Origin of the sequence: Bacteroides sp. AM07-18, assembly GCF_003602695.1 — a bacterium.
Taxonomy (GTDB): domain Bacteria; phylum Bacteroidota; class Bacteroidia; order Bacteroidales; family Bacteroidaceae; genus Bacteroides; species Bacteroides uniformis.
In genome coordinates this window covers 321,739-345,049 of the sequence record NZ_QTLM01000004.1, presented here as the reverse complement: position 1 = coordinate 345,049, position 23,311 = coordinate 321,739, and the positions used below count along the sequence as shown (strand labels likewise).

Sequence of the window (23,311 nt, the reverse complement as noted above, 5' to 3'; positions counted from 1 at the left end):
ATACGAAGAAAATGAAAAAATATAAATCTATAGCAAAAGCTGTCTTATTGTCGTGCACCCTGGCATTGACAACGAGTTGCAACGATTTCTTGGACAAGGCTCCCGACGACCAGCTTACCATGGAGATGATTTTCACGGACAAGATAAGGACTGAGGACTGGTTGGCAGGTGTTTATTCATCCATTCCCAGCCCCATGTGGGGGTATTTCAAGGAGCAAGGTTATAACATTATGGGCGATGATATCACTATTCCCCAAGATTGGTCGCCGTATGGATGGAGCAGTGTGTATGCCTACACCACCGGAAACTGGAGTCCTATCTCAACATGGGCCCCCTATTATTGGGTAGAATTGCACAAGCGCATACGTTCCGGCCTTATCTTCTTGCAGGAGGCAAAAGTACTTCCGGAAAAAGACCTGACGGAATCTTATGTCAACCAGATGAAGTACGAAGTCCGCTTCTTGATAGCCTACTATTACTCTTTGATGATTGAGTTGTATGGTGCCATACCGTTTACTCCCGGTGTGCTTGTTGCCGTCGATGCGCCCGAATCGGAGATGATGACGCCCCAAAGACCCTATGCCGAAGTGGTAGATTGGATTGACAAAGAGCTGCTGGAAGTGTCAGAACATCTGCCCGCTGTCTATCCCAATAATACCGATTGGGGCAGGGCCACCTCTATCATGGCTTTGGCAATACGTGCCAAAACACTGTTATTTGCCGCAAGTCCGTTGTTCAATGGCAATCCGGACCTCAAGGACTGGAAGAACTCAGAAGGAGAATTCCTTTTTGATGCCGAAGCCAAACCGGAAAGATGGGAAAAGGCTGCCAAAGCTCATCTCGACTTGATAAAGGCAGCCGAAGCAGCCGGACATAAGCTGTACTATGAATATAATGTGGATGGAAGCATTGACCCCTTCATGTCTTACTATAACATGTCGTTGAAACGCTTCTCAGAAGGTAATAAGGAGATTCTTTTCGGACGCCCCGAAAATGAGAACCTGAACTCCTGGCAGGCTCATCATCTGCCGAAAGGTATCGGTGGAAATGCCGCTATGGGTGTTACTCAGGAACTGGTGGACGCTTTTTATATGAAGAACGGTGAAATGCCTATATTGGGATATAACGAGGATGGTTCGCCCATTATCAACCCGGAATCGGGGTATGTGGAAAACGGATTCTCTACCAATACAGAGTATAGAACCACGAAGTGGCCGGGCGGTGGACCTTCGAACCTTGCCAATAAAGAAACCGGTGTAAGCCCGGTAACAGAAGAAGGTACCTACAACATGTATTGCAACCGGGAGCCTCGCTTCTATGTTTCCGTCATCTATAATGGCGCATGGCTGGGAGTTGATAACCGTCGTGTGAACTTCCTTCAAGGAGGCCGTGATACGGATATGACTTTCGACTCTCCGCAGAACGGTTATAATGTCCGTAAGCGAATCTCTTTGGATGTATTTCCCAGAGATAAAAAGCATGTATATCAGCCGGGTATCTTATACAGAATGGCTGAAGCGTATTTGGGCTATGCGGAAGCATTGAACGAGTCTTCGCCAGCTCCCACTCCCGATGTATATAAGTATGTGAACTTGATTCGTGAACGTGCCGGAATTCCCGCTTTGAAGGAAGGGCTGAGTAAGGAAGAAATGCGTGCCGCCATTCAGCAAGAACGTCGGGTAGAGTTCAATTGTGAAGGTATCCGTTTCCATGACCTCCGTCGTTGGAAGATTGCCGACAAATACCTGGGCGGCAAGCTTTATGGTATGAATCATGACGGTTCTGAGAAGAGCGATGATGTGAACAATTCGAAGGCTTTTTATAAGAGAACTTACTACAAGAGCCGTACCTTCAACAAAAGAATGTATTTATGGCCCGTTCCGCAGGCTCAGATGGACATCAACCCCAATTTGAGACAAGCTCCCGGATATTAATAAATAATTAGAGAACAAGTATGAAATCAATAAAATTCATTTTTTGTACGATGGCGTTAGCGTTTACCACATTGATGTCTTGCTCGGATGATAATGAGGTGGACTTGTCCAATCGTAAGTTTGTCCGTATCGATCAATCGGCAGTTTATGTGGAGATTGACGAGAATGTCACTGTCACCGCTTCCGTTGACACTTTGGCGGGTGATTCCTATCTGTTGAAATGGAGCGTGCTCGATTCCGATGTAGCGACCATTGAAGGTGTAGAAAACAACGCAGCCGTCATTACGCCTATTGCCGTTGGAAAAACGGTTATCAAGGTAGAGACAGCCGATGGCAAGTTGTGCTACTTTAGTGACTTGACTGTTACCAAGACTCCTAAGACGTGTTACATTGACTTTGGTGTCATTGATTCTCCGGCTCCGTTTAACAACTATAGGAATCCCAGAGACCCCGGATTGGTAAATATGCTCGACCATAGAGGTCGTCCTACTACTTTCGGCATCGAGGTGGACAAACCGTTTTCCGGAAAATTGGCTCGCGGTTTGAATAATAATTTGGGTCTTCCAAAAACAGCTTCTGAGGATATGTTTTTCAGCGACGGTATTAAGATTCCGCTCAGTGGATTTAAGGTGACAGGTCTCTCTCAAGGAACAAAATATACGTTCAGTTTCTATGCTCACATCAATGACCGTGGAACTGAAACCGAGTTCCATGTAATCGGAAAGAACGATGGCGTTGCTTATTTGGTTAATGACTATAATTTAGATAGAACGGTAGAGATTAAGGGTATTGAGCCTAATGACGAAGGTGTTGTTTATATCGAGATGAAACCGGGCCCGAACAATGTACAATGGGCCAAATTCTTTGGCGTAAATACCATGGTACTTTCAGAAGAGGAGAATTGATGTGGTTTTATAGACCATAATCCTTTCTATTGAAATAATACTGTCAGTGAGGAGAGATACCGTTTAAACAGGCATTCTCTCCTTGCCTTTTTAAAAAACATATAGTAAAATAGTTTATGAAAATTAATTTGAAAGAAGTTTCTGTTTTCTTGTCTGCCATTCTATTGGCAGGCTCGTATGCCGTGGCTCAGAACCCATACAGATGGACGGATGAGCTGGAGTTATTGAAAAGAGTGGATAAATTGCCGGAGTATCGCACTGGCTCTTATGTGGAGCAGTTCTCGAGTTACGACCGTACCGGAGGCAATGATGATGGTTTTGCGGGTACTTATTCTTTCCTTCGTAAGGAAGGTGATAAGTTGGTGATTGCTGAGATGGAAGGCCCCGGAGTCATCAACCGAATCTGGACTCCTACACCGACGGACAATATGCTCTATTTCTATTTTGATGGACAGAAAGAGCCCGGTCTGAAAATAAAGTTCTCGGATTTGTTTTCCGGTAAGGTTTATCCGTTTACAAAGCCCGTTTGTGGTAATGAAATCGGTGGTTTTTATTGTTATCTGCCCATTACGTACAAAAAGTCCTGCAAAATTGTTTTCGATGGACCTAAATTGGAATTCATTCAGATACAATACCGTAACTTGCCGGAAAAGAAGGTGGAAACCTATACCGGTGAATTCTCACAGCAGGATAAGGATTTGTTGGCTGAGGTGAATAGAATATGGGCTGACTTGTCTCCTGCTGTAACGAATTATACCTTTGGAAAATCAGCTGGTGTACAGACGGAAGAAAAGGTATTTACACTGAGTCCGGGAGAAGAAGTTTCTTTCTTTGAGATGGCAGAACCGGGACGTATTGTAGGTATGTCGATTGATGGCGGAACATCTTTCGAAGGTTTATACAAAGATGTGATTCTTTCAGCTAAATGGGATAATGAGAAGGTGGAGGCTATTTATGCCCCCGTTGCTGATTTTTTTGGATATGCCTATGGAAAAGGAGCAATGCGGAGTATCTTAATGGGTAAGCAAGGTACTTCCAACTACTGCTATCTGCCAATGCCTTTTGACAAGTCAGCTTCTATGAAGATGATTTATAAAAAGAGAGAAGGTATTCAGCAATCTCCTATTTCTGTAAACGTTAAAGTGTACTATAACAGTAATAAGCGTAATGTGAAGGAAGAGGGTAAGTTCTATTCTGTATGGCGTAGAGAGAAAACTCCTCTCGGCATTTTCCATAAGTTTGCTGCACAAAAAGGAAAAGGACATTATGTAGGAACCATCCATCAGGCACAAGGCCTGCGTCCGGGAATGACCTTGTTCTTCGAAGGGGACGACAGCACTTACGTAGATAATAAAATGCGTCTGCACGGCACCGGTTCCGAAGACTATTACAACGGTGGCTGGTATGCTTTATTGGATCGTTGGGACAGAGGAAACAGCCTCCCTCTCCATGGTTGTCTGGATTATTCACTTCCGATGGCCAGAACCGGTGGATACCGTTTCTTCTTGGCCGACAAAATGTCCTATGAGAAGGAAATCTATCATGGAATGGAACATGGTGAAGTAAAAAATAATTTCCCGGTAGATTATACATCTGTTGGATTCTTCTATGCAGCCCAGCCATTGCAAGGCAGAGAAGAACCTACTGCTGAATTACGCACTGTATATCAGCCGACAGAACATATTTATTTCCCTCAATTGATGCAGCTGAGTCTTGGTGGAGGTGTCCAGGTAACAAATGAGCGTGGAATCCGTATGACCACCCAGCATGGAGGAGTAGTGCGCATCATGCTGAACGATGTGCCCGAAGGAAAATATAAAGTGCTGATAAACTATTTCGAGAAACCGAATGGTGCCGACTTCCAGGTTTGGCAACGCCAGAAGCAACTGTCCGGATGGATCTCTACTAAGAAGGACAAAGAAGTGTCTAAAGACAGAGTACATGTAGGAGACATCAATTTGACGGAACAAACCAATTCGGTCACTTTCCATGTGAGAAATAATAACGGTGGGGACCAGTTTGAACTGGGACTGATTATCCTGGAAAGAATAAAGGAATAGATGTGGGAATGTGTACTTGTATATGGAATTGATAAGAATGAGAACTAAACAAATTTTACTGTTCGGGCTTGTTACCTGTAGTTTGACGGGCAATATGGCTTGTAAGGATGCTGATAGTGAAAAAACGCTGTGTATTGATAATGTACGCATGATATCCCGTGTCACGGGTGATCCTTTGCCGGGAGATACATTGCTGAATCCCAATAATACCGGACCTGATTTTGATGTATATGGAACGGATTTGGGGTTAATGTGGCATATGGATGGAAACCGTGTGGGCATGTTTTTCGGAGATACCAGTGGAGAAGGCTTTGTCGTGAATAAAAATGGTGGTAATGGTTCCAACTGGCGTTCCAACGTACTGGCTTTTTCATCGGATACAGAGCTTACAGACGGTCTTAAAATAGATTCAATGCTGCTTGATGCCGATGGTAAGGCGCTTGAGGTATGTGCAGGCGGTAAGACGAATCCGGAGGTATACCAGACTTCCATCCCCACGAGTGCCATTCGTGCCGGGAAAACGGATTGTGTCCATATCATGAACATTTATGATTGGGGAGCGCCTCATGGACGCTGGCTTACCAATTTTTCTTCTGTCTATACTTCCAATGATGACGGTCGGACATGGGAGCGACGTGAAGAGGTGACTTTTTCTCCCGACAGTCATTTCTCGCAAGTGGCTTATGCCAAACGTGACGGATGGATTTATATGCTCGGCACACAGGCCGGACGTGGTGATGCTGCGTATCTGGCGCGTTTCCTTGAGAACGATCTTCTGGATATGAAGGCCTATGAATACTGGAACGGTGAAAGTAAAGAGTGGATACGTGGAAATGAGGCTGCCGCTACTCCGGTATTGAGAGGTCCCGTAGGAGAAGCGTCGCTGATATGGCACAAGAAGTTTGAGCGTTGGATTCTGACTTATAATTATGATCCGAATCATGACGAGACTCCTTTGACCAAAAGGCATGCCATTCTTTATTGTACATCGAAGGATCTCGTCCAGTGGAGCGAGCCGAAAGTATTGGCGGAAGCGGACAGATATCCAGCTTTGTATTGCGCTTACATACATCCGTTGAAAGACAATGATGACCAGCTTTGGTTCATCATGTCCATGTGGGGGCCGTACAATGCTTTTCTGATGTGTGCCGATATGAAGTTGGAGTGAGTCCTTCCGGTCATTGTTAAGTATTAGTTATCCATCCTTTGTGAATGATGGAATATTGCTGTATGAAGTATAAATGTAATAAATAAACAGAAAATGAGAAAACAGATTGCAGTATTGGCTTCCGCCTTGCTGTTAGGGGGCGGAGTTTATGCTCAGAATGCGTTGCAGACACAAAAGCCGAAAGCCTACATGGTGTCTGATGCACATTTGGACACACAGTGGAACTGGGATATCCAGACCACAATCAAGGATTATGTGTGGAATACGATCAGCCAGAATCTGTTTCTGCTGAAGCAGTATCCGGAATATATTTTTAATTTTGAAGGAGGTGTGAAATATGCTTGGATGAAGGAATATTATCCGGCGCAATACGAAGAGATGAAGAAATTCATAGAGAGCGGCCGTTGGCATATCAGCGGAGCCAGCTGGGATGCCACTGATACGCTGGTTCCTTCCATAGAGTCTGCGCTTCGTAACATCATGCTCGGCCAGGATTATTACCGGAAGGAATTCGGTGTGGAGAGCACGGACATTTTCTTGCCGGACTGTTTCGGTTTTGGCTGGACACTTCCTGCCATTGCGTCCCATTGCGGACTGATTGGTTTCTCTTCTCAGAAGTTGCAGTGGCGCAACAAGCCGTTCTACGGCAACGACAAATATCCTTTCACTGTCGGCTTATGGCAAGGTATAGACGGCTCTACCATCATGATGACCCATGGATATGATTATAACCAACGTTTTGAGGACGGGGACCTGTCGGAAAACAAGGACTTGTTGGAATTGACCGGCCACTCTCCGCTTCACATGGTCTACCGCTATTACGGTACGGGAGACATAGGCGGTTCACCTACATTGGAGTCTGTACGTGCCGTAGAGAAAGGCTTGCAAGGCAATGGTCCGTTGCAGATTGTCAGTGCCACGAGTGACCGGATATATAAAGACTTCCAGCCTTACGCAAGCCATCCGGAACTGCCCAAGTTCAACGGTGAACTGTTGATGGATGTTCACGGTACCGGATGTTATACTTCCCAGGCTGCCATGAAGCTGTACAACCGTCAGAATGAGCTTTTGGGGGATGCAGCGGAACGCTCTTCCGTTGTAGCCGAATGGCTGAACCAAGCTTCCTATCCCGGAGCTGCATTGACTGAGAACTGGCAGCGTTTCATTTTCCATCAGTTCCATGATGACCTTACGGGAACAAGTATACCGCGGGCTTATGAATTCTCATGGAATGACGAGTTGATTTCCCTCAAGCAGTTCTCCGGTATTCTTACTTCCTCCATTGACGCTGTGGCAAGAAAGATGGATACCAAGGTGAAAGGGATACCGGTGGTGCTTTACAATGCGCTTGGATTCCAGGTTTCCGATATGGCAGAGGTGGAACTTGCCTTGCCAAAGGAACCGAAAGGGGTTGCCGTATATGATATGAATGGTCGGAAAGTGGCCTCCCAACTGCTGTCCTATGCCGACGGTAAAGCCAGACTCTTGATGGAAGCCGTTGTACCTGCTACCGGTTATGCGGTATATGATGTCCGCACATCCGGTCCGTCGGCTGATGCCCGGGTATCTGTGAATGCCAATGCATTGGAGAATTCTGTTTACAAGATAACGTTGGATAAGAAGGGAGACATCATTTCACTGTTTGACAAGAAGAATGGCAAGGAGCTGGTGAAACCCGGTAAATCCATTCGTTTGGCGCTTTTCACGCAGAACAAGTCCTACATATGGCCTGCTTGGGAAATCTTGAAGGAGACCATAGACCGGGAACCGGTTTCCATCACAGAGGATGTGAAGATGACATTGGTGGAGGATGGTGAGCTGCGCAAGTCACTCTGCATCGAGAAACGTTATGGAGAGTCACTCTTCAAGCAATACATCCGCTTGTATGAAGGCAACCGTGCTGACCGCATAGACTTCTACAATGAGGTGGACTGGCAGTTGTCCAATGCCTTATTGAAGGCCGAATTCCCCTTGAACATAGCAAATACGGAAGCTACTTACGATTTGGGACTTGGAAGCGTGAAGCGGGGCAACAATACGGAGACTGCCTATGAAGTCTATGCACAGTATTGGGCCGATTTGACTGACCGTAGTGGAAACTATGGTGTGTCTGTCCTGAATGACAGCAAATACGGTTGGGACAAACCGGACGACAACACCCTCCGCCTGACTCTGCTGCATACCCCCGAAACAGACAAGGATTATGCTTACCAGAATCGCCAGGACTTCGGTCATCATTGCTTTACATACAGTCTGGTGGGTCATGCCGGCGGACTTGACAAGGCTGCCACCATAGAGAAAGCGGAGATGTTGAACCAGAGGTTGAAAGCTTTCCGTACCGACAAACACAAGGGTACGTTGGGTAAGGAGTTCTCTTTCGTCTCTTCCAATAACCGCAATGTCATTATCAAGGCATTGAAGAAAGCCGAGAACTCGGATGAGTATGTAGTGCGTGTCTATGAGATGGGCGGTGAGAAGGTGCAGGATGCGGTACTTTCTTTTGCAGGCGAGATTGCCAGTGCCTGCGAAGCGGATGGCACTGAAAAGAGTATCGGTTCGGCCGAATTCAGTGGAAACGGGCTGTCTATAAGTATAAAGCCTTATTCTATAAAGACATTCAAGGTACGTTTGAAGTCATCGGGCGAGGACGCTTATCAATTGCAGTATGCCTCTTTGTCGCTGTCCTATAACTATAAATGTTCATCATTCAACGAGTTTCGCGGTGAAGCTGATTTTGAGTCGGGCTATTCGTTTGCGGCAGAACTGTTGCCCGAATCCCTGGCTGTAAACGGGATTCCTTTCCAACTCGGTGAGAAAGATGCCGCCAACGGAATGACATGCAATGGTGATACTATTGTTCTACCGGAAGGTAAAAAGTATAATAAACTGTATTTCCTGGCTGCTGCTACGGACGGGGACTATGCTGCCACTTTCCGGTGCGGACGTAACAAGAGTGAGGTCATTGTACCTTCCTATACCGGATTTGTCGGACAGTGGGGACATTCCGGACATACCAAAGGTTATCTGAAGGATGCCGAAGTGGCTTATGTGGGGACTCACCGCCACTCTCCTACAGACGATGAGGCCTATGAGTTTACCTATATGTTCAAGTTCGGTATCGATATTCCGGAAGGTGCCGCCAGCCTTATACTTCCGAAGAATGAAAAGGTTGTTCTTTTTGCTGCCACATTGGTGGAGGAAACTCAGAAACCTGTCCAGGTTGCCACTACCTTGTTCCATACAGCCATCCGCAACAATGAGATGGAGTTGAACAATGTGGAGGCAGAAAAAGAGAATCTGTTGAAGGGTGCGAAGATTATCGCTTATTCCGGTTATTTCAATGATAATGAGAAACCTGAACGCATCGTTGACGGGGATGTCGATACCAAATGGTGCGAAGTGGGAAGTGCGTTGAACTATGTGGATTTTGATTTGGGTGAAGCGAAAACGGTGAGCGGTTGGAAACTGGTGAATGCAGGCCGTGAGGACAAAGGGTACATTACTTCCGCTTGCTTCCTGCAAGGCAGAAACAGCCAGACTGAAGAATGGAAGACACTTGACAATATAGATGGAAACCGGCAGAATGTCGTATCACGTATGATTGACACTCCGGCGCAGGTTCGCTATGTACGCTTGATGATAACCCGTCCTATGCAGCATGCAGGAGGAAAGGTGTTACGCATCAATGAGATGGAGATTTACTAAAATAATCGGCTATGATGAAAAAACTAGTTTTTGTAATTCAGTTGATATTTCTCTATAGCAGTTTGGCTATGGCCGACCCGGTTATCTCTCTTAAGACATTGTTGCATGAGATGACAGACCGCTCCGCGCTGGCGCGTTGGCCCGAAAATACCTATACGTGCAAGCAGTTCAGCAGCTACGACCGTAGTTCGCATAATATGACGGATAAGCGTGCCTGGTTTGGTAATTTCGACCAGGGACAGTTTATCCGTCAGGAAGAGAACGGGGGGAGGACAGAATATGTGATGATGGATGCCGAAGGTCCTGGCGCCATGGTTCGTTTCTGGATGACTTTCTCCGGTATAAACCGGGGGCAAGGAACTCTGCGCATCTACATAGACAATGAGGAAAAACCGGTAATTGAAGGCAATGTACGTGATATATTGAGCGGACAAGTCCTTTGTGGGGAACCTCTTTCAACTTCAGTGCCCGATGAGGCTCCGATGGAAGAAAGGGGGCATAATTTGTATTTGCCCATACCTTACGCCAAAAGGTGCAAGGTGACCATCGAATCGCCGGACTTGAAGATTACTCCGGAGGGGAAAATTGAAAGTAAGACCATTGTATACTATGCCATCAATTACCGTACTTATATTTCTCCGGTCAAGGTGGTTTCTTTCTCGGCCAAAGAGTTGAAGAAGAATGCCCGGCTGATAGCTGCTGTCAATAAGAAGCTGTCGGAAGGAGCACCTGGTATTGATACTCCGCTTGCGGGAGGAGAAAGTACGCTCAATCTGGCGGCTTCTCTGGCTCCGGGTGAAAGCCGTAGTTTTACGATTGACGGCTCTCGTGCCATTCGTCGTCTTTCGATGCGGATTGATGCCGATGACCGTCGCCAAGCACTTCGCTCTACGGTCTTGTCCATTGCCTTTGATGGGGAACTAACTGTCTGGGCTCCGGTCGGTGAGTTTTTCGGGGTAGGCTATTATCCCGTTGCAACCGGTACGTGGTATACGCGGGCCGTGCAGGATGACGTGATGAGTGCATGGTGGGTGATGCCTTTCGAGCGGAACTGTACGATTACCTTGACCAATTATGGGGAACAGCCGGTGGAAATATCCAAGGCGGCTGCAGTTAGTGGAAAGTGGCAGTGGGATGAGCGTTCCATGCATTTTGGTACCACATGGCAGCAGTTTACGCATATCCATGCCCGGGGCGATGAGTTTGCCCAGGACCTTACGTTTGCCGATCTTAAGGGTAGGGGCGTGTATGTGGGAGATGCGGTTACTGTCTATAACCCCAACTTAGGTTGGTGGGGAGAAGGAGATGAAAAGGTGTATGTGGACGGAGAAACCTTTCCGTCACACTTTGGAACGGGTACAGAAGATTATTATGGCTACGCCTGGGGGCGCTATGAACCGTGGATAAACCATCCTTTTGTTGCCCAACCCATAGGAGATGGTTGCTATGCCCATATCGGTCTGGCGCAGAATACCCGTGTTCGCAGTTTGGATGCGATTCCGTTTACCCGGAGCCTGCGCTTTGATATGGAACTGTTCGACTGGTCGAATATACACCTTAATTATGCTCCGATAACCTTCTGGTATATGCTTCCCGGAGGTGAAATACAGCCGAAACCCTTTGTGAGCGATGTACGCGAACGGGTTGCCAACCAACCGTCGGATATTTTCGGTTCAGGGATGAGCCTGGTTGTGGAAGGCGAAGCCATGCAGCCTCGTCCGGGGCATATGGGGTCCGTTGAATTGCAGACCAACTTCCACCCCTTGTGGAGTGAGGGTATGCAGCTCTACTGGAAAGAGTTTAAATCGGGAGATAAGCTGTCATTGGTTTTTGACAGTGAAGTGGAAGGGACTTATTATGCGAAAATACAGTTCACTGTGGCGCCTGATTATGGTATATTTGCCCTTCGTATAAATGATAAGGTGATTACTCCGGAAGTCTGTCTTACCAATGGAGAAGTGTCTCTGCTTCTGGTGAATCTTGGACGGGTCAATTTGAAAAAAGGAAAGAACGAGTTGCAGATTGAGTCGATTGCACTGGTTCCGGGACATGATACCGGTTTCTTTGGAATTGATAAGTTGACTCTTCGCAGATAATTCTGTAGACATCTCTATCGCAGGGATTATACTTGCATTGATAGCCTTGGACAAACAAAAGTCCAAGGCTGTCTTTTTTGTATCAGTTCCTTTCCTATAATAAAATGCTATCCTCACGGCATGTTGTTCGGTTCCGGTGGGCAGACCAGCGTACTGGGTATCATATGATTCATTCCACCGGGCAGGCTTTCAGTACTTCGGGAGCTTTGCGGTATCAGGCTTCGGACTGTGTAGCTTTTAAAGTTTTCGGATACCGCTATTGAGATAAGATAAGTATAAATCTGCTTTTTGCAGAGATAATCTTATTATCGGAACGGCATACCATAAATTTCCCGTTAGTTCTGATATCGGACAAATTACTACTGTTACATGATATTGCTGCCAATGTAGAAATACTTTCAATACAAGAGAGCCAGGTATCGTGAGGTGACACACCTTTGATACTTGGCTTTTTTTTCGTTGAGGAAATGTATTATTGTTTCTCTGTTATCAGTCCGACAGTATAATTCAGCACTGTATCTTCATCTTTCATGAAATCTGCTACGGTTTGGGATACTGGATGATGGGGCGGTATGCCTATACCTTCCATGGGGAAACCTTTAGAAGAGACGTCCGGCTGGCGGGTAGGGATACGGAAATAGGTCCGCTGTTTGGTACAGAAAGGACGGGGGCCATTGCCGGTATCCCCTCCGGTAGCTTCGCCGATGAGGGTGACATTTCCGCTTTCCTTCATGTCGAGTGTGAAGCTCTCGGCAGCAGAGAGCGTATATGTGTCGGTCAGCAGATAGATTTTACCTTTATAGGCGTCGGCTTCGGGCTGCATGATGTAGCTCTTGCTGACGCAGTGTGGTTGTGTTTCGCAGATGAAGTACTTGCAGATGTTTACTCCATTCATGCTGTTTCCTCCGCCGTTTCTACGTACGTCTATAATGAGGTATGGTAAATCCTTGACTTTGGGATAGACCGCCTTGAAATCTTCCATGACGGGGTTCATCATGGTTTTGATGGTAAGGTAACCAATGCTGTCTTGTAATATCCTGCTCTCCACAGTTTGTTCTTCGTTATCCGGAAAATAGTCCCTTTGTTTCAAGGGAAGGGTGACGGTCAGAGTATCGCCCCCTCTCAGCAGTGTATAGTTTCTTAGGGTGTCTGCATAACTACGGAACGCATCATAGGCTGTACGGAGCCGTCTGTGGGGGACGGTAGATGCTTCGGTATATTTTTCGTTCTGTTCAATCCATTGTTTATAGGGGAGTCCGTTGATAGCTATAATCCGGTCTTTGTCCTGGAAGCCGTATTCTGTCAGATAGTCACTGGGTTTGTCAACGAACAAGGAATCCTCTATAAAGGCTACGCGCTGATTGGCTGTGTACCTCTTGTAGCAGGTAATGGCGTGGGCGCATTGTAAGGCAGAGATGTATTCCTGCACTATCAGTCCGTAGTCTGTGGTGGTCTGCGCCTGGCGAACGCGGGCGTCACAAGCTTGATACAATGAATCCATATTCAGATGCTTGGCTTGGTATAATGAATAATTCTCCATGACAATCTGGTGTATTTCTTTGAAATCTTCTTCAAACTGCGAGGGGGTTAACGGTAGTTCCGCGATGTAGAAGTTTTCTACATCAATCTGCTTGTCATTATAGAAATAGTTGGCATAAACATACAAACCACACCAAATGGTTGCCAGTACAGCCATTACGATGACTATTACTTTTGAAATTTTTTTCAGAATCTTCATGTTTTATAGAGTTTAGTCGATATTTGCTTTTTCGGCAAAAATAGTAATAATTTTTGTTAATCTTATTTTTCTAACTCCTTATTTGCCAATAATGGTAACATGGAGGTAACTAACTGAGCTTCAAGTGCCTTCTTGTACGATGTCTGCTAGTTGGCTAACTTTGCAGCCGTAAATCAAAACATACTAAGGAGAAGTGATTATGAAGAACTATCAGAAAGTAAATGTGCCCGCAGGCGAGGCACGTGTCGAGTTGCACGATTCATTGAATCTGACTGGTGCAGAAGTATCTATCAGCAATTTGCCGGCTGGTGCAGGAGTACCTTTTGTGCATTCGCACAAGCAAAATGAAGAAATTTATGCCGTCCTCTCCGGACGCGGCACCATGGTGGTTGACGGAGAAACCGTAGAACTGCAGGCGGGTGACTGGCTTCGCGTGGCTCCGGCAGGAGAACGCCAATTGTCGGCTGCGGCAGACAGCGCCATAAGTGTGATTTGTATTCAGGTGAAAGCCGGCTCTCTGGAAGGCTTTACGATGACGGACGGTGTGGTGAAGTAAGAGGAAGTCACACAAGTAAAATTAAGGTGATAGGGGATGGTCTGTGGTGCAGGCTATTCCCTATTGTCATATGATGTGCAGTGATTTATTGACTGCGATTTGTTTTAAGTCAAAATTGTCAATAAGAAAAAGGATGATACTATACTTTTCAAACATTAATTTTTGATACTTACCGACTTTTTTTTACTCTATTTCGACTTTTTATTTGTACTTTTGCACCGGATTTCTTAATCAATAGTGCTCGAAATTCGGTTCTCATCTTTTTTATATTCCCTGATGAGGCCGTTTGTAGCGCATTGTGGCAGATGTTGTGCTGTCCGGACTCTTATGGTTCATTATTAGTATTTCCGAGGGAATGAACAGAGGTTAACGGCTTATAGTTAACGGTTAGAGGAAAAAATAATGAACAACAATACATCTATTTTTATTTCATGAACAAACTTATGGTTTATTCTGCTCTGGCTGTCGCTCTGATGGCCGGAGAGCCTTGTCTTGTGCATATATATGCACAAGACAAGGCTGTGCAGGCGATGACACTCACGGCACTTTACAATCTTGCTGACCAACAGAGTCAGAAGGTGAGGGTGAGTGAGGTGGCTTTGCAGGCAGTCAGCGAAGGGGTGGCAGCAGCCAAATCGGCTTTGCTGCCGAGTGTGGATTTGAGCCTTCAGGGCAGTTATACGGGCAATGCCTTCATGCTGTCGCGAGGTTTTTCGACCGGTGGAACGACCGATTACATCGTGCCGGGTATGGGAGCTATTCCCGTGGCAAATGGCAAGCAGGACACCCCCCATTGGGGAAATAGTTTCACGGCTCAGGTGTCGCAGGTTGTGTATGCCGGTGGCGCTATCCGTTCGGGCATCCGCATGGCGGAATTGGGCGAAAAAATGGCAGAACTCGATGTGGAGAAGAACCGCCAGGAGGTGCGCTTCTTGTTGACGGGTTACTATCTTGACCTCTACAAGTTAGGCAATCAGATAGAAGTGGTGCGTCAGAATATCGCACTTACGCAGAAGGAGATTGACCAAATGAAAGCCCGCCGTGAGCAGGGTACTGTTTTGCAGAACGACATCACTCGCTATGAATTCCAGTTGCAGAGTCTTGAACTCACACTGACAAAGCTCACCGATGTTTCTACCATCATCAACCATCAACTGGTTACAACGCTTCATTTACCGGAGCAGACGGTTATAGTTCCCGATAAGAATGAGCTCAATACAGAAATAGACGCACTCTCGGCAATCGCCGTTCAAGACACATGGCAGCAGACGGCAACGGACAACAATCTTGGTATCCGCCAGGCAACGGTTGCCACAAATCTGGCAGAGCAGAAGGTGAAGCAGGCAAAGGCGGAGTCATTGCCTTCGGTGGCTGTCGTGGCAAAGAATCATCTCTTTGGTCCTTATACACAAGACCTCATCCCGAAGGATTGCAATGTAAACGTGTGGTTTGTCGGGATAGGCGTAAAGTTTAATCTTGGCAGTCTTTGGAAGAACAAACACCATATCCGCAAGGCACGTACAGAGCATCGGCAGTCGAGGGAAGCGCTCGCCTTGGCTCGTGAGGGTGTGGAGAATGCTGTACAGGCAAACTACACCAACCTCCTTACGTCCTACACCGAGGTGAAGACACAGCAGAAGCAGGTGGAACTTGCCAATCAGAACTACTCCGTGGTGCAGAACCGTTATCAGAACGACCTTGCACTCCTTACCGACATGGTCGATGCTTCCAACATGAAACTCTCTGCCGAAATGGCACTGGTCAATGCCCGCATCAGCATGCTTTATAATTTCTATACACTCAAATACGTAACAAATACTTTATAATAATAGAAAAGAACAAGATACACATCTATTTATACAATGCGCTCATCGTGCTTTGCCTCTTGGGTGGAGCCGTTTATGTGGTGAGCCAGTTTATGCACTTCGGCGGTGGAGAATTTACCGACAATGCCCGTGTACGCCAGAACGTCGTGCCTCAGAGCAGCCGTGTGCAAGGCTTCATCCGTGAGGTACGGTTCGCGGATTTCCAGCAAGTAAAGAAAGGCGATACGCTTGCCATCATCGAGGATGCCGAATTTCGCTTGCGACTGGCCCAAGCCGAGACCGACCTTATCCGTGCCGAACACGGTTCGCAGGGAACGGCAAGCAGCATCGTTACCACCAAGACAAGCATGACCGTTACCGAAGCCGGCATCGAATCCGCACGTGTACAGATGGAGAATGCCATGCGTGAGGATACTCGTTTCAAGAAGCTCCTCAGTCAGGATGCTGTTACCCGACAACAATATGATAAAGTACATACGGGCTATCTGAGTGCCAAGGCAGCCTACGAGCAGGCGGTTCGTTCACGTCAGATGCAGTCGGCTGTTGTGGCCGAACAGGGGCATCACCTTTCCGTTTCGGAGCAGGGCATCGAACTGGCTCGTCGTGCCGTCGACCTCGCCCGTCTCAACCTCTCCTATTGCTACATCATTGCCACTTGTAACGGTACCGTTGGCACGAAGGATATTCACGTAGGTCAGCTTGTCAATCCGGACCAGGTACTGGTGAGTATTGTTGACAATGGTGAACGTTGGGTTGAGGCGAACTACAAGGAAAGCCAGTTGCCTCACATCAAGGTGGGCAGTAAGGCTGAGATTACAGCCGATGCCGTTCCCGGTATACAATATACGGGTACGGTGGAACGTATCTCTGATGCTACCGGCAGTGCCTTCTCACTTATTCCCATCGACAATGCCACGGGTAATTTTGTGAAGGTCGAACAGCGCGTCACCGTACGCATCAAGCTCGATGAGAATGCTGATGTTGCCAGGCTCAAGGGCGGTTATAATGTGGAATGTATCGTTGAGGAGTAATGGGACAATTGACTGAATTCTTTATGAAGAGCGCCGGTGGCCCTCCACCCGGCATGGGCTTTTCCATGCCTATGATGAAGGGATGGGTACCTCGCCGGATACAGCCGTGGCTGTACGTGCTGACCGCCTTTTGCTTCCAGTTCGGCGGTGGCATCTACCTTGGTGCACTGGATGGCATTCGTGGCACCACCGACTTCATGATCGAGGACGTGCTCTTTCTGCTTTATGCCACCCTCGCGGGCATGGCTGTCTATTTTCCGATGCTTTTCCGCATGAAGTTCCGCTTCACCAACAAGCAGTTGCTCTGCGGTTCTGCCATCGTTCTTGCCGTATGCAATGTGCTGACGATGCATTGCCAGGCGATGCCTGTGCTCATGATAGTGTGCTTCATAGCCGGAATGGCTAAGATACAGGGCACGTTCGAGTGCATGAGCAACATCCAGCTTTGGATTACCCCCCGACGCGATTTTGCCGTTTTCTTCCCCGTGCTTCACATCATCCTGCTCACCGCCATCGAGGGTAGCGGATGGCTTGCCGCCTGGTTCGGTCATCATTTCACATGGCAGATGATGCACGTCTTCACCATCGGCACTATGTCGTTCGTACTGTTCACGCAGGCCATCTTCTGCCGTCCGTTTTGTCCTATGCCCCAGCGTCTGTCGCTCAAAGGTATCGACTTTCAGGGAGCATTGCTCATCTGCGGACTGATGCTCGTGGTGTCGTACATTGTGGTGTACGGCGACTATTTCATGTGGTTCGATACCCTCCGCATACGCCTTCTGTTCGGTGCTGCCATCGTGCTTTCCGGCATTGTGCTCTACCGCCTGCGCTACTACCGTTACCCCTACATCGAGCTTGGTCTTTTTACACGTCGCAACGTTGTTCCCATCCTCCTCGTCACCTTCTTTGCCGAACTCGCTTTCGGTGCTGAACACACGATGGAAGAGATACTCTACAGCGAAGTCATCCGGCTGGAGGAGCTGACCAAAGAGTCGCAGTATATGTGGGCACTTCCCGGTATGTACCTCGGTATCCTGCTCGATCTCTATTGGCTGAAAGTCAAGAAGTGGAAGGTGTGGAAACTCTTCGGCATTGCCTTTATCGGTATCGCACTCTATGGCATGCTGATGTACTTCACGCTTGACATAAACGTCAATATCGAGCAGTACCGCTTTGCCATCTTTTTGCGAGGATTTGCGTATGCCATCCTTGCCCCGACATTGATGTGGGCTTTAGACGAATCAGTGCCGAGTCTTGAGCAGTTCTTCATGGGCTTGTTCGTGTTCAACATCCTCCACATGTATCTGGCAGGAGCGGCAGGTTATGGCATTTATACCACTATCTTCTCGCACTTTATGAACGACAACATGATGAGCTACGGACAGCAACTCACTCTCACGCATTTGGATATGGCGCACTTCAACCTCGGCGAATACGTTGGCCGCGACTTCCTGCACTCCATGATGATGGTGGCAATGAAGCAGGTCTATGGCTATGTTATCTGGTTCGCTTTAGGCCTTGCCGCCCTCTTCCTGCTGTGCGACATTCCTGCTGTCCGTACAAATATCCGCAAAGTTCCCCGCTGGCCGGTTTATGCCATCGAGTATCTTGCGAGAAGGAAGTAAAGGCGCCGGCAAAGCAGAAGATTTCATCGGCAGTGATATTACAGCTCTGCGCATCTGTTTCTGGGTAAACAGTGACATCCGTATCACGGCATCCGGCACTACCCGTACCGAGGGACTTGCGCTGAAGGGAGGCCTTCTTTTCTCCAAAAATGACCGGTATTGATTCGGGACAGACGGGCATCATCGTCAATCTGGCCGGTAGTGAGCGTGGAGTGGATGATGGAGAAGGAGGTGGAGGCATTACTGAAGGAGCGTCTCAGTACCTGTGGCTTTACGTTTACCAACATACAGTCGTCCGTGAAACCCAACGATGTGCTGCAAGTTGCCATTGTCTACCGGTGGAAATACGTTACCATTCTTGAAGTTGCAATGACAAGCTCATGAGAACTCATTGGCAACTTGATTCTTTGGGGAAGGTACTGATTGTGTACGCGGGTACTCACAAATAAATCAAGCGGTAAGCCATCTATCTTTTTCTTTGCTAAGATTTATTCGTCCGATACTTGTTGAATTATCGTCCGACAGCTGTTGCAGATTCGTCCGACAACTGTCGGACGATAATTCAACGGCTGTCGGACGAATAAGTTTTAGTAAGCAAGAATTTAAAATGCAGTATTGCAGGAATTGTTGCTTAAATAGGGAATGTAGTAAATGGGAGACTGGCAATATAGACTACCGATTGGGAGCTCGCAGGCGACGGCTGTCGGGGGTCATTGAAGCTATGAGGTCACTGCTGAAAAGAAGAACACTTTCTTTGCTGGCACGGCTTCCTGTATTTTTTACGTCCACAGTGAAGATAAGCTCGTCATCGGCTGTGAAGTCTGCCTTGTTTACTTTCAGATTACTATAGCTGAAGCTGGTATAGCTTAGTTCGTACCCAAAAGCCCATTGCACGGATACAACCGCGTCATAGTCGTAGGCCCCTTCCATTTTTTCCATTTCCTCGCTCACCTTGTAGTCGTAGTTGATGAGTGAGTTGATTTCTTTCGGATAGGTGAAGGGCAGCTTTCCACTGAAGTTTTCATCACCGCTGAGCAGGTTGGCAAGGGCTTCGAGGATAGTATTGTATTCATCAGTAAAATGGTTGGTCAGGTGTCCTTGCCAAGTATAAGACCATCCTCCGTTCAGACAACGCATGGAGTTGGCATTCGGTCCTGTGACGAGCAGTCTCTTGCCTTTTGCCAGTGGCAGGATGTTATCCGTATTCTTGAGCAGTACCATGGTTTCTTCGGCAGCATGGAGGGCTGTTGTGGCATGTTCTTTTCTGCCGAATAGGGGGAAATCCTTGGTGTCGTAGGTCGGGGTGTCAAACAGTCCCAGGCGGAATTTCATGCGTAGCACGCGCCGGGTGGCGTCATTAATGCGGCTTATGGGTACTTCGCCTTCGTGTACAAGTTCTTTCAGCAGTGTACAGAAATCCCATTCATAAGGTTCCATGGCCATGTCGATACCTGCGTTGATGGCGATTTTGATGGCTTCTTTCTTGTCGGCTGCCACTTTTTCGCGGCGCCAGAGGTTGTTGATGTCAGCCCAGTCCGTGACAAGTACTCCATCCCAGTTCAGTTCTTCTTTCAGCCATTGGGTCAAGAGTTTGTAATTGGCGTGTACGGGCAATCCGTTGACAGAACACGAATTTGCCATGACGGATAATGCTCCTGCTTTTACACAAGCCAGGAAAGGAGCAAAGTGTTTCTCACGAAGGTCTTGAGCCGAGATGTATACCGGTTTACGGTCTTTTCCGGTGAAGGGGACGCTGTAGCCCATATAATGCTTTAGTGATACGGCAATATTTTGTTTGCCGATATGGTTCGGGTCTTCTCCTTGGAAGCCGAGTACGGCAGCCCGCCCCATTTCTGCATTGACGTAGCAGTCTTCGCCATAATTCTCCCATATGCGTGGCCAGCGGGGATCGCGTCCCAGGTCGATGGTGGGAGAATAAGTCCACGGGCAGCTGCCGGCTTTGGTTTCATAGGCAGTAATACGTGCGGCTTCACGGACCAGGTTGCGGTTGAAGGAAGCAGCCACATTGATGTTTTGAGGAAAGAGCGTTCCACCCATTGTGTAGGTTGTCCCGTGATTTTGGTCCAGTCCATAGATGCAGGGTATGCCGATTTCTCTCATGGCCTATTTTCTCTTCAAGGGTCATTTTTTTCAGTAGGGCTTCCACTTTCTGCTCTATTTTTTTGTCTTGTGGAATAGCTGGAGCAGCTGCTTGCTGCGCCATTGTTGGCAGGAGAAACATGCTTGCCAACAAGAAAGATTTTATTCTATTCATGGTAGTGTGTATTTGGGTTCAACAATCATTTGGATGTTTTGGTATTCTTCTTCATCAACCAGTGTTGTTTCAGCCACTCGCGTACCGGTTCGTCATACAGTTTGAGGCAAGCGTATGCAATGGCAATGGAGAGTACAAAGACGGATACGGCAATGAACAAGTGCATTCCTGCCGGTGCGTCGGGGTTATTCCGTGCCCAGGCTATCTGCATGTATATCAGCGGGAAGTGTGTGATGTACAGCGGATAGGATAGTTCGCCCAGGAATTTGCAGAGGGCTACGGAACGCTTGCCCGTGACGTTGCTGCCTGCTCCCATAGCCACTATCAGCGGAAAGAGGGCGAGCACGCTTACGGCTTCGTAGACGCCGTTCATCCATTGGCTGGTCTCGCCTCCGATGCGCGGCATCACGAGGATAACAGTCACCAGCAGGGAACACCAGTAGAATCCTCTCTTCACCTTCACCAGCTTGCCTATGCGAGACAACAGCAGACCCATGAAGAAGGGATAGAGCAGGCGTGAAATGCCTATATAGAGCTGGCCGGGTGTCAGGCTCCAGCCGCCGATGAGGGTGTAGGTGGCTTCTCCCCGCGATGAAAGCAGCCCAAAGGTATCTATGTTGAGCGTGACGTCGAGCGTAAGGCAGGCAGAGAGTCCGACGAATATGCCCAGTGCCAGTTTGGAGAAGCGACGGATGAATAGGGCATAGAGCACATTGGCAATATATTCCCACATCAGCGACCAGGTGGGGCCGTTCAACGCGTTTGTCTCCCACCAGCCCCGGATGTCCCATGAAGTGGGGGTGGGGAACATAAGGCAGCCCAGGAGTGTCATCAGCAGCACGTTCCACCACGGTGTCTGCATCACCATCGGGAAGGCGGAGCAGGCACTGAAGTAGAATAGGGAGGCGCCGAGGAGTGTGCCCATAATCACCATGGGGTGCAGGCGTACCAAGCGTCGCTTGAAGAAGTCCCACGTTGTCATACGGTCCCAGCGGTCGTCGTAGGCATAACCGATGACGAAGCCGGAGAGTACAAAGAAGAAGTCCACGGCCAAGTAGCCGTGGTTCAAAATCTGGTGGGCAGGCCCTGCGGAATAGGTTTCAAAAAGATGGAAAGCTACCACGATTATTGCGGCTACGCCGCGAAGCCCGTCCAGTATTTCGTAACGCGGCTTGGATGCTAAATAAGTTGTTGTCTTCATTGGAATTATGTTTGTTGTTAGATTAATATTCTTCTAAAATGCGGACGTGTCATGACTCACCACAGATTACACAGATTATTTTAGGAGCTCTGATAATCAAGAACTTTTATCGGTGTTAATCTGTGTAATCTGTGGCGAGTGTGTATTTTGACATATCCTCAGACAATCCGGATTCCCGGCATAACTTTATTTCGCGGGCAAAGTTAGTCTGCAATTTCTCCGGGCATTTCTCTTATTGTTTATTAGGATTGTCTTATATTTGCATTTACTCCCCTTCAGGGAGATATTTTACCCAAATTATGAATGATAATGCAGTGCCTCGGCCGGAAAACACTTCTTTTACCTTCGACGATGTATGCCTGGCTCCCGGCGAGCAGATAGGTCTGCATGAGCAGGCAACGTGGGAGTTGTCGTATATCATCGTAGGCTCAGGCATGCGGCTGATAGGTGACCGTACTGAACCTTTCGGGAGTGGGGAAGTAGTGATAGTTCCTCCGGAGATACCGCATTGCTGGTATTTCGAGAATGATGTGACAGATGCGCAGGGGCATATTGCCAATATCACGATAACTTTCGGCCGGGAATTTCTTGACAACTGCTGTGTTGCTTTCCCTGAGCTGCAGGAATGTACGGAGAAGCTGAAACGGAAAAGGGATGCCGTGAAGTTCGGGAAGGAAAAGTCGTCGGCTATTGCTTCCGTCCTCGAGGAGATGCGTCCTTTGGGGAGGGCTGAACGCATCCCGCTGATGATAAAACTGCTGCTTATTCTTGCCGGGAGCGAGGAAGAGAGTGTGGTGGGGCAGTATCAGAAGATGGACCCGGAACGGGAGCGAATGAATAGGATACAAGTCTACGTCGTTTGTAACGCCAAGCGGGATATTACGCTGGATGACGTTGCCCGCCACGTGGGGATGAACCGCACTTCTTTCTGTATCTTTTTCAAGAAAGTCTCGGGGAAGACTTTCGTCACTTATCTCAATGAATACCGCATTGAGCTTGCCTGCCGGCTGCTGAAACAACAAAAGGTATCCGTAGCAGAAATCTGCTATCAGGTGGGATTCAACAATGTTCCTTATTTCAACCGGGTTTTCAAGAAGATGAAGGGCGTTTCGCCGAGTGAATATGTCTTTTTGTAAGGGAAAAGGGGAAGATACGAAAGGTGTGGGCATAAAAAAAGGAGTACCGCTGTAC

15 protein-coding genes and 1 pseudogene are annotated in these 23,311 nt (G+C 47.7%); 13 read left to right on the top strand and 3 right to left on the bottom strand.

Going from position 1 to position 23,311, the window contains the following annotated elements; all coding sequences use genetic code 11:
• The first annotated feature begins 11 nt into the window (after positions 1-11).
• The 6 genes from DW096_RS08735 (at position 12) to DW096_RS08710 (ending at position 11,868) form a co-directional block, all read left to right on the top strand.
• Positions 12-1,934: a RagB/SusD family nutrient uptake outer membrane protein gene (locus tag DW096_RS08735; RefSeq protein WP_118931255.1), complete on the top strand. Its 1,923-nt coding sequence runs from the start codon at positions 12-14 to the stop codon at positions 1,932-1,934.
• A gap of 20 nt (positions 1,935-1,954) precedes the next feature.
• Positions 1,955-2,839 carry a hypothetical protein gene (locus tag DW096_RS08730; protein WP_120028732.1) on the top strand — a complete coding sequence of 295 codons (885 nt, stop codon included), beginning with the start codon at positions 1,955-1,957 and terminating at the stop codon, positions 2,837-2,839.
• A gap of 116 nt (positions 2,840-2,955) precedes the next feature.
• Positions 2,956-4,899 (top strand): glycoside hydrolase family 172 protein, encoded by a 1,944-nt coding sequence (locus DW096_RS08725; protein ID WP_005824777.1) that lies wholly within the window; start codon positions 2,956-2,958, stop codon positions 4,897-4,899.
• A gap of 22 nt (positions 4,900-4,921) precedes the next feature.
• Complete coding sequence (locus DW096_RS08720) at positions 4,922-6,067, top strand: DUF4185 domain-containing protein (protein WP_117680999.1); 1,146 nt, start codon at positions 4,922-4,924, stop codon at positions 6,065-6,067.
• Positions 6,068-6,160: 93 nt separating this feature from the next.
• Positions 6,161-9,772, top strand: coding sequence for a glycoside hydrolase family 38 C-terminal domain-containing protein (locus tag DW096_RS08715; RefSeq protein WP_118931254.1), 3,612 nt, complete (start codon positions 6,161-6,163; stop codon positions 9,770-9,772).
• Positions 9,773-9,783: 11 nt separating this feature from the next.
• The gene (locus DW096_RS08710) at positions 9,784-11,868 is read left to right on the top strand and encodes a DUF2961 domain-containing protein (RefSeq protein ID WP_117866499.1); all 2,085 of its coding nucleotides are present in this window, start codon (positions 9,784-9,786) and stop codon (positions 11,866-11,868) included.
• Positions 11,869-12,340: 472 nt separating this feature from the next.
• Here the strand turns inward: DW096_RS08710 and DW096_RS08705 are convergent, their stop codons facing one another.
• On the bottom strand, positions 12,341-13,606 hold the full coding sequence (locus DW096_RS08705; protein WP_117680997.1) for a S41 family peptidase: 1,266 nt from the start codon (positions 13,604-13,606) through the stop codon (positions 12,341-12,343).
• A gap of 199 nt (positions 13,607-13,805) precedes the next feature.
• Here DW096_RS08705 and DW096_RS08700 point away from each other — a divergent pair, with 199 nt between their 5' ends.
• The 6 genes from DW096_RS08700 to DW096_RS08675 all read left to right on the top strand — a co-directional run bounded on the left by DW096_RS08700 (position 13,806) and on the right by DW096_RS08675 (position 19,028).
• A complete protein-coding gene (locus DW096_RS08700) occupies positions 13,806-14,162 on the top strand; it encodes a cupin domain-containing protein (RefSeq protein ID WP_005824807.1) in 357 nt (118 codons plus the stop codon).
• A gap of 443 nt (positions 14,163-14,605) precedes the next feature.
• On the top strand, positions 14,606-15,988 hold the full coding sequence (locus DW096_RS08695) for a TolC family protein (RefSeq protein WP_227212796.1): 1,383 nt from the start codon (positions 14,606-14,608) through the stop codon (positions 15,986-15,988).
• 2 nt (positions 15,989-15,990) lie between these two features.
• Positions 15,991-17,019 (top strand): HlyD family secretion protein, encoded by a 1,029-nt coding sequence (locus DW096_RS08690; RefSeq protein ID WP_117680995.1) that lies wholly within the window; start codon positions 15,991-15,993, stop codon positions 17,017-17,019.
• On the top strand, positions 17,019-18,644 hold the full coding sequence (locus tag DW096_RS08685) for a hypothetical protein (RefSeq protein ID WP_117680994.1): 1,626 nt from the start codon (positions 17,019-17,021) through the stop codon (positions 18,642-18,644). Before DW096_RS08690 ends, DW096_RS08685 begins: the two co-directional genes overlap by 1 nt.
• Positions 18,628-18,807 carry a hypothetical protein gene (locus DW096_RS08680; protein ID WP_087332804.1) on the top strand — a complete coding sequence of 60 codons (180 nt, stop codon included), beginning with the start codon at positions 18,628-18,630 and terminating at the stop codon, positions 18,805-18,807. The genes DW096_RS08685 and DW096_RS08680 overlap by 17 nt, the downstream gene beginning before the upstream one ends.
• Positions 18,804-19,028 (top strand): hypothetical protein, encoded by a 225-nt coding sequence (locus tag DW096_RS08675; protein ID WP_227212798.1) that lies wholly within the window; start codon positions 18,804-18,806, stop codon positions 19,026-19,028. Before DW096_RS08680 ends, DW096_RS08675 begins: the two co-directional genes overlap by 4 nt.
• A gap of 300 nt (positions 19,029-19,328) precedes the next feature.
• Here the strand turns inward: DW096_RS08675 and DW096_RS08670 are convergent.
• Together DW096_RS08670 and DW096_RS08665 are read right to left on the bottom strand one after the other, a co-directional pair.
• Positions 19,329-20,919: pseudogene (locus tag DW096_RS08670) on the bottom strand (glycoside hydrolase family 3 N-terminal domain-containing protein); the annotation flags it as partial.
• A gap of 25 nt (positions 20,920-20,944) precedes the next feature.
• On the bottom strand, positions 20,945-22,120 hold the full coding sequence (locus tag DW096_RS08665; protein ID WP_120028731.1) for an acyltransferase: 1,176 nt from the start codon (positions 22,118-22,120) through the stop codon (positions 20,945-20,947).
• Between the two features lie 299 nt (positions 22,121-22,419).
• Here DW096_RS08665 and DW096_RS08660 point away from each other — a divergent pair, with 299 nt between their 5' ends.
• Positions 22,420-23,256, top strand: coding sequence for an AraC family transcriptional regulator (locus DW096_RS08660; protein ID WP_227212800.1), 837 nt, complete (start codon positions 22,420-22,422; stop codon positions 23,254-23,256).
• Positions 23,257-23,311: the final 55 nt, after the last annotated feature.